At 47.4% G+C, this 11,070-nt stretch carries 9 protein-coding genes; 7 read left to right on the top strand and 2 right to left on the bottom strand.

The window, feature by feature from the left end; translation table 11 throughout:
- Nucleotides 1–241: 241 nt before the first annotated feature.
- The gene (locus Q4579_RS07825; RefSeq protein ID WP_303563031.1) at nucleotides 242–892 is read left to right on the top strand and encodes a hypothetical protein; all 651 of its coding nucleotides are present in this window, start codon (nucleotides 242–244) and stop codon (nucleotides 890–892) included.
- 105 nt (nucleotides 893–997) lie between these two features.
- Here Q4579_RS07825 and Q4579_RS07820 read toward each other — a convergent pair whose 3' ends face one another.
- On the bottom strand, nucleotides 998–1,894 hold the full coding sequence (locus Q4579_RS07820) for a LysR family transcriptional regulator (RefSeq protein ID WP_303563029.1): 897 nt from the start codon (nucleotides 1,892–1,894) through the stop codon (nucleotides 998–1,000).
- A gap of 106 nt (nucleotides 1,895–2,000) precedes the next feature.
- Between Q4579_RS07820 and Q4579_RS07815 the strand changes: the two genes are divergently transcribed.
- The 5 genes from Q4579_RS07815 (at nucleotide 2,001) to Q4579_RS07795 (ending at nucleotide 7,084) form a co-directional block, all read left to right on the top strand.
- On the top strand, nucleotides 2,001–3,077 hold the full coding sequence (locus tag Q4579_RS07815; RefSeq protein ID WP_303563027.1) for an amino acid ABC transporter substrate-binding protein: 1,077 nt from the start codon (nucleotides 2,001–2,003) through the stop codon (nucleotides 3,075–3,077).
- Nucleotides 3,078–3,150: 73 nt separating this feature from the next.
- Entirely contained in the window at nucleotides 3,151–4,299 is a 1,149-nt protein-coding gene (locus tag Q4579_RS07810) for an amino acid ABC transporter permease (protein WP_303563025.1), read from the top strand.
- A gap of 3 nt (nucleotides 4,300–4,302) precedes the next feature.
- Nucleotides 4,303–5,394, top strand: a complete 1,092-nt coding sequence (locus tag Q4579_RS07805) for an amino acid ABC transporter permease (protein ID WP_303563024.1) — start codon at nucleotides 4,303–4,305, stop codon at nucleotides 5,392–5,394.
- 23 nt (nucleotides 5,395–5,417) lie between these two features.
- Complete coding sequence (locus Q4579_RS07800) at nucleotides 5,418–6,146, top strand: amino acid ABC transporter ATP-binding protein (protein WP_303563143.1); 729 nt, start codon at nucleotides 5,418–5,420, stop codon at nucleotides 6,144–6,146.
- Nucleotides 6,147–6,154: 8 nt separating this feature from the next.
- Nucleotides 6,155–7,084, top strand: coding sequence for an isoaspartyl peptidase/L-asparaginase family protein (locus Q4579_RS07795; protein ID WP_303563022.1), 930 nt, complete (start codon nucleotides 6,155–6,157; stop codon nucleotides 7,082–7,084).
- 441 nt (nucleotides 7,085–7,525) lie between these two features.
- Here Q4579_RS07795 and Q4579_RS07790 read toward each other — a convergent pair whose 3' ends face one another.
- Entirely contained in the window at nucleotides 7,526–8,419 is an 894-nt protein-coding gene (locus Q4579_RS07790; protein ID WP_303563020.1) for a LysR family transcriptional regulator, read from the bottom strand.
- A 114-nt stretch (nucleotides 8,420–8,533) separates the two neighbouring features.
- Here Q4579_RS07790 and Q4579_RS07785 point away from each other — a divergent pair, with 114 nt between their 5' ends.
- Nucleotides 8,534–9,775, top strand: coding sequence for an MFS transporter (locus Q4579_RS07785; RefSeq protein WP_303563019.1), 1,242 nt, complete (start codon nucleotides 8,534–8,536; stop codon nucleotides 9,773–9,775).
- Nucleotides 9,776–11,070: the final 1,295 nt, after the last annotated feature.

The raw sequence follows: 11,070 nt of genomic DNA, 5'->3' as shown, positions 1-11,070 counted from the left end.
GTGAATCGGTGGCATCATCTTAAAGCGATATGCAGTCCTGTACACAAAAATGACTCTTCACATGCGCAAAGCGTCGGGTTGATCAAAGAAAATGGCAGTTTTCCCCAGCGTATCAGGCGGGTGCTGTTTCGATGAGGGCATCGCTTTGAACGCAAACATCTGGCGTCGGATGATTCTCGTTGCTCAAAATCTAAGCCACTGTTAGGATTCGTTTTTCTCTGATGACAGGCTCAATTTGCTGATGTATCGCGTTCTTTTACCGATTTTGTCCTTTGCTTTTCCTGCTGCCAGCCAGGCAGTTGAACTGGCCGTTGGATTACAAAGTACCTTCACCAATATTGAAATTCAGGACCCGGAACATGGGGACAAAGATGTCGCTGTGATGACCAGTGGTTTCCATATACTCCCAACGGCTTCTCTGGTCTCATCGCCGTATTATTTTGCGGAAGACTCAAACTTTGGCGTGCAGTTTCAGCTCGATTGGTCATTTTTCAAGGCGGGCCAGCAGGAACTGCAGAACAGCCGGGAAAAAGTTGATCTGGGCACGTCGGTGAAAGGCTATGCCATGACAGCGGTGCCTGTGTTGTTCTACCACTGGCACCGGGATGCCGGCGCTGACTGGAATACCAAAGTTGGTATCGGTTTTGGCGCAGGCTATCTGGATCTGAAAGGTCATTATCAAATCACTCATGTTGCAGAACAGCGGGGTGAAACCCGTGATGTGAACTTCGGTGGCTTTGGCATGGCCATCAATGTCTATCTGGAAGCCAACAAGGGGCCGCATCAGTTCCAGCTCTATAACTTCAGCCCGATACTCAGCGAAAAAAGTCACGACTTTCAGGGCCACAATGTGGTGATGGCGTATAAATACCGCTTTGATCTGAACTTGTGATTCATCGTCAGCTTTGGGATGCAGTTTCGGCTGCTGCTATTGCAAATCCAAGTCCACTGACGTCGCTGATGGTAGGCAACCAATGATCTGATCGATATTTCCCTTTCAGTTTGGTTGCTCACTGAGTTGTTTTGCATTCTCGAATAGTAATGTGAGATCGGGATGTATATGTTTTGCATGCTTCAACCGGATCAGTACAACTTCCAGATGAGACTGATGTTCTGGCCACAGATGAATGAGGCGCCCTGCCTGTATGGCGGGTTTTGCTACAGAATGAGGAATACAGGCGATTCCAATACCTTGCTCAGCCATTGGTAATAATGATTCAGAAATCGTTGACTGAAATACCATGTCCAGCCGCTTGGCTTGTGGTGTTGAATCGAGTAAAGGCTTGGATAATTCCAGTAATTGGGACGAAGGTGCGTAAGCCAGGTGAGGCAGTGAGTCTTGTTCAAGTGCTTGCGGGAAGAGGTCGCGGCCGTGTACCCAAATTAATGCATCATTAGCCAGCTTCAGAACTTCATATTCATCGCTGTCAAAATAATGGGGCGTCAGTGAGCTCTGATAAAATAAGACGCAGTCGGCTCGTTGCGAATGCAATGCAGCTTGATAACCAGAGACCGAGCGAACACCTGAATCAATACTGGTGGTTAACTCAGCCCCTGTATTCTGGAGAATTTCAGCATACCAGCGGGGGAAAAAATTACAGGCGAGAGTATGCAATGAGGCTATCATCAGCGGATTCTGTTTGACCTGTACCATCTCTTCACACCGGTCAGCAATTTGGACCATTTCCATTGCAATCGGATACAAGCGTTTTCCTTCGGTTGTTAATTTGATTGGGCTTTGCGTACGGTCAAATAGTTCGCTTTTTAGATGTTGCTCTAATTGTTGGATGCGGCGACTGAATGCTGCCTGCGATGAGGCACTCAACTGAGCCGCCAGAGTGAATTTACGGCAATCTGCCAGAATCAGAAAATCTTTTAACCAACGTGTGTTCACACTTTCAATCCCTTTGTTTTTATTAGTCTATCGGATATTTGCATAAGCCATGCAAAATTCAGGACATGAATTTCTTTAGTTTTTGCCGAAAAACTGAATAAATATCATGAAACATTTTAGTAACATTACCCCACAAATGCTTACAAGCAAAGGAATCGCTATGAAAATGAAGATGAACGGGTTTGTTCTCGCAGCACTGTTGGTCGGCACCTTCTCAAATTATGGTTATGCAGGAATTAAGGATGATGTGATTAAGCGTGGGACCCTGAAATGTGGTGTTTCCAGTAACAAAATGGGCTTTTCCTACATCAATGATGATGGACAGTGGGCTGGTATGGATGTTGACCTTTGTCGTGCTGTCGCTGCGGCCGTGATCGGCGATCCATCTAAAGTTGAGTATGTGGTCACGACATCTAAAAACCGATTTACTTCACTCGCTTCGGGTGAAATTGATATTTTGTCCCGTTCCACAACCTGGACTGTCGGACGCGATGCGAAGCTGGGTGCTGATTTCACAGCAGTTTGGTTTTATGACGGTCAGGGTTTTATGACGCATAAAAAACTAGGCATTACCTCTGCGAAAGAGCTGGATGGTGCGACATTCTGTCTCAACCCCGGGACTACATCAGAACACAACTTGGCAGATTATTTTTCTGCTTTGGGCCTGAGTTATCGATCGGTTGTGTTTGAGAAAACTGAAGAGCTTTATGCCGCTTACCAAAAGGGGCGATGTGATGCCCTGACTAATGATGTCACCGGTCTGGCGGCACGCCGAACATTGTTCCAGAATCCAGAGCAGCATGTGCTCTTGCCGGAAGTGATCTCCAAAGAGCCTTTGGGTGCTTATGTAAAACAAGGGGACAACCAGTGGCGAGACATTGTCACTATGGTTGGTTATGCACTGATTGAAGGTGAAGAGTTAAATGTCACTCAGGACACGGCAGCGCAGCTTGCAACTCACTCCAAAAATATTAATGTCAAGCGCCTGCTGGGGACTGAAGGCGATCTGGGTCAATCACTTGGTCTATCAGCAAATTGGGCTGCCAAAGCAATTCAAGCGACCGGAAATTATGGCGAGCTGTATGCACGGAATGTGGGCTCAGCTTCTTCGTTAAAATTTGAACGAGGTGTCAATGCATTGCATCGTGACGGTGGTCTGATGTATGCGCCACCTTTCCGTTAATCCAATCGTTTGAAGTTGAAATGCAGGGAGAGCCGAGCTCAGGCTGTCCCTGCAGGAAAGGAAGGAGAAAACCATGAATATAACCAAAGGGAAGTTGATTGACTGGGGGCAGCAACTCTCATTGCTGACCGCTGTCACTGTCTTATTTCTTTATTTTGGCGTTAATGCTTCCGATAATATTGCCAGCCTTGGAATTGAAAGCGGATTTGACTTTTTGCATGAACGGGCCGGGTATGACATTACATTTTCGTTAATTGAATACACCCAGGATGACACTTATCTTCGAGCCTATTGGGTCGGAGTATTGAATACACTGTTGGTTTCTTTTCTGAGTATTGTATTGGCAACTGTTTTGGGGTTCATCATTGGCATTGGACGAGTCTCAAGCAATTGGTTAATCAGCCGACTTACTCGGGCTTTTGTTGAAGTAGTTCGCAATGTGCCACTGGTTGTGCAGCTTATATGGTGGTATGCGCTGTTTCTTGCGCTACCGCCAGTACGACAAAGTATCAGTTTTGGCGAACATTTTTACTTATCAAATCGTGGATTGGCTCTGCCTCAGGTCACATTCAATGGCTGGGGCGCCACATTATTTGTGGTATTTGCTCTGTCTGTTGTCATCGCTTTAATTTATCGCCGAGTGATATCCGGTCGTGCACAGTGGAAAGGATTCTATCCGGTTTTATGGCCAAGAATGCTGGCGATTGTATTTTTTCCCGGAGCTTGTCTGCTGACTTTCCTGCTCGTAAAGGATGTGGGGAGTATCAGTTATCCAGAACTAAAAGGGTTTAATTTCCGTGGCGGGTTTACCGTGATTCCTGAACTGGTAGCGCTCTGGTTGGCATTGTCTGTTTATAGTGCGAGTTATATCGCTGAGATTGTCCGGGGTTGTATTCAATCCGTTCCAACCGGACAGCATGAAGCCGCTAAGGCGTTGGGTTTTCCAGCATCCAGACTGATGTGGAGCATCATTGTTCCACAAGCTGTTTATCCAATGGTGCCACAAATCACGAGTGTTTATCTCAATATCATTAAAAACTCTTCTCTTGGCGTTGTGATCGGTTTTATGGAGCTGGTTTCTTCAACCGGAGGAACAACCCTGAACAATACAGGTCAGGCCATCGAATGTATCGTCATTGTCATGGCAACTTACTGTACGTTTAGCTTAATCACTTCCTTGTTGATGAACTGGTACAACGCTCACGTGGCGATAGGGAAATAGAATATGTCTGCAGAACAAAGTATTTGCTTGATTGCATCTAGGCCAGCCCCTGTTATCAGGAAAGATTGGATGACCTGGTGCAGAGAGAATTTATTCTCATCAGTTTTTCATACAGTACTGACGTTGAGTGGTGTGCTGATCCTGCTCTGGCTGATCCCAAGCCTGCTGAACTGGCTGATTGTTGATGCCACTTTTATCGGAGAAAGCCAGGCTGATTGTCTCTCTGGCGGGGCATGTTGGTTACCCGTTGTCAACCGGATAGAACTCTTTATCTATGGTATGTATCCCGAAGGAGAGCAGTGGCGGGTCAATTTCGCATTTGGGCTAGCGGCTCTTGCAATTCCGATGCTCTATATGAAGCGCTTTAGTAAAGCCACCATGTTGATGTATATCACTATTTTGCCGTTTGCGATGTGGTTGATTCTAAAGGGTGGATCTCTGGGGCTGGAGAGTATTTCGACCACTAAGTTCGCCGGTATCATGCTGACATTGTTTCTGGCGGTTTTTGGCATGGTGTTTGCGTTGCCTCTGGGCATTTTACTGGCGCTTGGACGTCGCTCTGAGCGACCGGTGATCCACTGGCTGAGCGTCGGTTATATTGAGCTAGTTCGCTCTGTGCCTGTGATCACGCTGCTCTTTATGGCTTCGTTAATGATTCAGTTGTTTTTGCCGCCCGGGCAGGAATTTGATGTATTGCTGAGAGTCGTCGCCGTACTCACCTTATTTACGGCGGCATATATGGCTGAGACGATCCGAGGCGGATTACAGTCGATTCCAAAGGGACAATTTGAAGCTGCGAAAGCACTGGGTTTTAGCTATTGGCGCATGATGGGGCAAATCATCATGCCGCAGGTGCTTCGTAATACGATTCCATCACTGTTGAATCATTTTGTTGGCATTTTGAAAGAAACCACACTGGTGATGATCGTCGGTGTGCTTGATGTTGTCGGGATCGCTTCCAGTACTATTTCAGATGCTAAATGGGTTGGCTTAGAACATGAAATGTATGCCTTTCTAGCCTTGTTCTTTTTTATTTGCTGCTTTTCTTTATCACAATATGCCGCTCGCCTTGAGCGCCAGCATAAACAAGCGTAATCGGGAGGCTTTACAACATGGAAATGATTAAAGTTCAGGCGTTGAACAAGTGGTATGACTCCTACCATGCGTTACGTGATATTCATCTGACTGTCAAAAAAGGTGAACGTATCGTCATCTGTGGCCCTTCGGGCTCTGGTAAATCGACATTAATTCGCTGTATCAACCAATTGGAAAAACATCAGTCAGGCTCACTGATGGTGTTTGGTGAACAGGTGGACGATACCCCTAAATCTTTGCTGGCGTTGCGTAAACAGGTCGGTATGTGTTTTCAGTCATTTAATCTATTTCCGCATTTAACTGTGCTGGAAAACTGTGTTTTGCCACAAACCACAAATTTGGGGATGAGTGAAGATGCGGCCATCGAAACAGCACTCTCTTTGCTTGAGAAGGTCAAAATTCAGGAACAGGCAAACAAGTATCCAAACCAATTATCCGGAGGGCAGCAACAACGCGTTGCAATCGCCCGGGCATTGAGTATGAAACCCAAAATTATGCTTTTTGATGAACCAACATCCGCACTTGACCCTGAGATGATTGCCGAAGTGCTTGATGTCATGACGGACTTGGCGCGTGAAGGCATGACAATGATTTGTGTGACGCATGAAATGGGGTTTGCGCGAAAAGTTGCAGACCGGGTGATTTTTATGGATCAGGGACAGATTATTGAAGAGAACCACCCAGAGGTTTTCTTTTCCAATCCTGAGTCGCCGCGTACACGTAAGTTTTTAGATCAATTGATTCAACATTAAGGACGAAGATGGCTAACGAATACAGTATTGCGATCCACGGCGGAGCGGGAGCAATGTCGAAGGGTAAACTGACTTCAGCTCAGGAAGAAGAAATTACAGCTGTGCTGAAATCAATTGTAGAGGAAGGCCTTGCGGCCCTTAAGAATGGCGGCAATGCATTAGACATCGTCCAAGAGGCAGTCGTTCGCCTTGAAGATTGTCCTTGGTTTAATGCTGGTAAAGGAGCTGTCTTCAATCATCAGGGCAGTCATGAGTTGGATGCTTCAATTATGTGTGGTGCAACTCTGGATGCCGGGGCTGTGTCCGGCGTTCGCTTCAGTCCGAATCCGATTCATCTTGCCCGAGCTGTGATGGATCATTCAAGCCATGTCTATCTGGGTGGCGCTGGAGCAGAAGCCTTTGCCCGCGATCAACAGTTACCACAAGTCAGCAATGACTACTTCTCAACAGCAATGCGTTACCAACAGTTACAGACTGCTCAACAAGGACAGGGTGTTACTCTTGAGCCGACACAAAATGATTTTAAATACGGTACAGTCGGTGCTGTTGCGAAAGATAGGTATGGTAATGTTGCAGCAGCGACCTCAACGGGTGGAATCACCAACAAACAATATGGCCGTATCGGTGATAGTCCGGTCATTGGCGCAGGGACTTATGCTAATAATGTAACCTGTGCCGTTTCTGCAACCGGCCATGGCGAGCACTTTCTACGGCATGTGGTTGCGCACAATGTTTCAGCGCGAATGCAATGGGGCAAGCAAACGCTTGAGCGAGCCGCTCATGCAGTGATTTTTGAAGATTTACCGAGCACTGGAGGCAGTGGCGGACTGATTGCAGTCGATAATCAAGGAAACATCACTCTTCCATTTAATACCGAGGGAATGTATCGGGGGTGGGGGAGCGATCAACAGCCTGCAGAATCAAAAATTTATACCTGATTAAATTCATCTTTTGTGATTCAACGTCACCAGCAATTGATACCTGCACTGAGTTACCAAGCAGATAAGATCGCTGGTGGCGCACCTGAAACCGTTAGCCAGGGCATGAATAATGAAATGAATCAACCACCATGAATTCAGGGCCTTTCACTCAACTCCGCCACTCAAAACGCCACCAACAGCCTTACTTTCGGGGACAGCAGGATACTGGATGGCAATAACGCCCGGATGCCTTCCTTGTCGTCGCAGGACTGAACTCTAATTCGTCCAGCAGGAGCTGCAGAACAATCAGAAAGAAATCGATCTGGGCACGTCAGTGAAAGGCTATGTCATGACGGGGTGCCTGTGTTGTTCTACCACTGGCACCGGGATGCCGGCTCTGGCGTACAAATACCGCTTTGATCTGAATGAGGTGTAGGCAGCGTGGTGATGGTGCTCGATTCAGAGTTCACGACTGATGTCGACGATGGTTTTTCTCAGCCAGCAGTGGGCCTGATCGGCATTCATCCTGGGATGCCAGAGCATGGAAATGGGGATCGGCGGCACGGTGAAAGGCAGTGGAAAACAATGCATCCCCAGCCGGAAACTTTGTGTGTGTTTGGCGGGGACCGTGGCCACTAAGGTGGTGGCGCTGGCTAAGGTGACAGCACTGGTGTAACTGCCGACGGAGGCACGGATGTTGAGCCGTTGTCCGGATTCGCTCAGCAGGCTTTCGAGGTGGCTTTTGCCTTCCTCAACTCTGGTGATACCAATATGGTCGGCGCTGAAGTATTGCTCAGCGGACACCAGATGTTGGCTGAGCGGGTGTTGAGCGGACACCACACCGATGAAGTGATCTTCAAATAATCGACGTACTTTGAGTTCCGGATGGGTGGTTTCCCTCAGTTTTCCGATTTCGATATCGACGCTGCCATCCCGCAGCCCTGCGCCTTGTGGTGAAGACTGGCTGATAAAACGAACACGGCTCCGTGGTGCTTCTTCTGTCATACGCTTCACCAGCGCCCCACCCAGACTTTCCACAAATCCATCACTGGCGAACAGCGTAAACGTTCGCGCCAGGCTGGCAATGTTGACGGGGACAGCAGGGGTCAGAATGGCTCTGGCGTCCATGGTCAGCTGGCTGACCTGCGCCTGAATTTCCAGTGCTCTGGGAGAAGGAACCAGATGACGTCCGGCCCGGACTAATACCGGATCGTCCATGGTGACGCGCAATCGGGCCAGCGTTCTGCTCATTGCAGACTGACTTAAATTCATCCGTTTCGCTGCGCGGGCAACGTTCCGTTCTTCTAACAGGACATTCAGAGCCGGAATCAGATTCAAGTCGATTGCTTTCATTTGTCCACCTATGGCGTTTCATGCATTAAATCAGTGTAGATGATGCGTCTTCCGCAAAACAAGGCCGGATTTTAAGATGGCTTTTATCTCGGGTCTCAAATTGGAGTGTGATTCATGAAAGCGGAAATTTCACAGGCAGAAAAGGCAGAGAATCTGTCGATGACCAACTGGTTCTCACTGCTGGGGTTAGCCGTTGCTGTGCTGCTTTCTTCGTTCAATATCAGTATCGTCAATGTGGCCTTGCCCAGGCTGGCCAGCAGTTTTTCAGTGTCTATGTCTGAGGTGCAATGGCTGGTTGTGGTTTATCTGCTGGCGATGACATGCCTGATGCCAATGGCGGGGATATGGGGGGATCGCTATGGCCGGAAGCGACTGTTTCTTTTTGGTATCGGCATCTTTTTCTGTGGGACCATTGCCTGTATTGTGTCGGAAAGCCTGACACAGCTCATCGCGGCGCGTTTGGTTCAGGGGATTGGGGCCGCGATTTTTATCAGCCTGGCGATGACCTTTGTCGGAGACTTCATTCCTGCGACCAAAACCGGGACAGCGATGGGGGTTTTAGGCACGACCTCTGCAATCGGGACGGCACTCGGGCCGGTCTTGGGCGGCTATTTGATCTCGCATTATGACTGGCATGCGCTGTTCTATGTCAGCGTCCCCTTTGGACTGTTTGCGCTCTTGTTACTGGCCCGGCAGTTGCCAGATAATCCGCCTGTGCCCCTAAAATCGGCGAAGTCAGGTCGGTTTCTGGCGCAGATCTCTGAAAATCCGGCGTTGGCAGGCAGCCTGACGGCGAATGTCTGCGTTTCGGCCATCATTATGTCAACCATGGTTGTGAGTCCCTTTTACTTCACGGATGGCTTGCAGCTTTCACCCGCGCAAATTGGCTCTATTTTGTCGGTTGGACCGATTGTTTCTGCCCTGACTGGCGCGCCTGCCGGAAAGCTCACGGATCATCTGGGGTCAGGCGCTGTGGTCCGTGTCAGCCTCTGGGTCATGCTCTTGGGTTGCGTCCTGATTTCTGCCAGCGCATTGTGGACTTCTGTACCCGTTTATCTCTTTGCTCTCATTCTGGTGACCGCGGGCTATGCTATGTTTCAGGCGGCCAATAATACAGCCGTGATGACAGATGTTCAGGAAGGGCAAAAAGGGGTGACGTCGGCGTTACTTCAGTTTTCCCGGAATCTCGGCCTGATGGCTGGCGCTTCGGTCATGGGATGGCTCTACTTTTTCACATCGACACTGTTTCCGGCAACTGAGAATCAACCGGCAACCGCCTTTGGGATCACGTTTCTGATATCGGCTGTCTTGGTGGGGCTGGCTCAGGTTGTGGTTTCTTTGAGGCGGAGTCGGTGATTTATGGGGATATCTTTCATTCAGTGGGTCTGTCCCGCTTTGTTTGGAGTGAATCTCAGCAGCAGCGTATGTGCGCCAGGAACGAACTCAAAACTGCCAGTTTATTTTTCGAACAAGGCTATTCAATGCAGAGGCCTGCTGTTCTCTGACTAAATAACTTTCCCTGATTGCCGGCCACTTTGTTGTCTCCCCCATCCTCATCAGGGATGGTTCAAATCTGAGCCTAAAGCCTTAGGCGGTAAGATTTGAGTGATACTTAATATTCTGCAGAGAGAGTAGCCAGAATGTCAATTGGAGCATTATCAGGAGCAGCAATTCGGGTTTTGATACCTGAAATAAAAGAATTGGGGATAGAAATATTTACAGCAGTCTTCAAAGCATGCCAATTTTAAATGTTTACCCTAATTTAAAATGGCCTTTCTTGAGGAAATCAGCGTGATAGTTCATTTGAACTCCCAATCTGGATTTTTTATAAATTAATCAGTTGATAATCCATCAGCGATTGTTTTGTATTGAATGTCCATACGTCATCGTCCGGGATATCATGTTGAGCTTCTCTTCCTCAATCACTTCTGATTTCTCATGGTCCACCGCCAGTTTCATTGCTCTCTATGACTTTAGGCATCTTGGAATCTTGTGCAGTGAACTTACGGTTAGTCGATGGAGTCAGCCTCGTATAAAAATATGTTGTTCAGCTGACGTTAATATAACTGCATGAATGCAACTCACTCTGCAATTTAATGTTGTGTGGGCATTTTTATATGAGATGTAACTCGGAAAAACCACTAAATAATGAAAAATGATGATGACTTCGTAGGCTAGTGCAATGGCATAGTGAATCAGACCTCTTAAGCATAGTTACCGTGAATTCAGCTATTGATAGATTAGGTGACAGAATGATGAAGGAAAAAGTTTGAAATTCAGTCCGAAATTCAGATTCAAAACACCACAGTCAGTGCCTCCATGTGTAGAGGTGTGGAGATGTTGAACTTGAGATCTTGTTGTTAAGATACTGAATTTTAAGTCTTGTTAAGTGTTGTGATTCTGTTTGTGTCAGGTTCCATTTACATAGGCGTACTCATTGGGAGGTTGAGCCAGACCAATAAATACTTATCGCTTGAATCATTGCTCTGAGGGAGTCAATCAATCTCTGGCATCACCATGAATCATGGGTTGTATTATTTTACGTTCGCCTGTTATCGCGCAAAATGTTTTATTAAAAATGTAGTTTATCAATTACCAAGTGCCCAAATACTCTTCTAAGAATGCAGCGCAGAAAATGTCTATTCAATAGA

The sequence above is a fragment of the Photobacterium sp. 1_MG-2023 genome, assembly GCF_030547945.1.
Classification (GTDB): domain Bacteria; phylum Pseudomonadota; class Gammaproteobacteria; order Enterobacterales; family Vibrionaceae; genus Photobacterium.
Note: the sequence above shows the minus strand (reverse complement) of the source record. Positions and strands in the feature narration are given on the sequence as shown.

Coding starts and splice junctions, on each gene's coding strand:
- Q4579_RS07815 (WP_303563027.1), top strand. CDS start 2,001: ATGAAACATTTTAGTAACATTACCCCACAAATGCTTACAAGCAAAGGA.
- Q4579_RS07790 (WP_303563020.1), bottom strand. CDS start 8,419: ATGAAAGCAATCGACTTGAATCTGATTCCGGCTCTGAATGTCCTGTTA.
- Q4579_RS07825 (WP_303563031.1), top strand. CDS start 242: ATGTATCGCGTTCTTTTACCGATTTTGTCCTTTGCTTTTCCTGCTGCC.
- Q4579_RS07795 (WP_303563022.1), top strand. CDS start 6,155: ATGGCTAACGAATACAGTATTGCGATCCACGGCGGAGCGGGAGCAATG.
- Q4579_RS07805 (WP_303563024.1), top strand. CDS start 4,303: ATGTCTGCAGAACAAAGTATTTGCTTGATTGCATCTAGGCCAGCCCCT.
- Q4579_RS07810 (WP_303563025.1), top strand. CDS start 3,151: ATGAATATAACCAAAGGGAAGTTGATTGACTGGGGGCAGCAACTCTCA.
- Q4579_RS07785 (WP_303563019.1), top strand. CDS start 8,534: ATGAAAGCGGAAATTTCACAGGCAGAAAAGGCAGAGAATCTGTCGATG.
- Q4579_RS07800 (WP_303563143.1), top strand. CDS start 5,418: ATGATTAAAGTTCAGGCGTTGAACAAGTGGTATGACTCCTACCATGCG.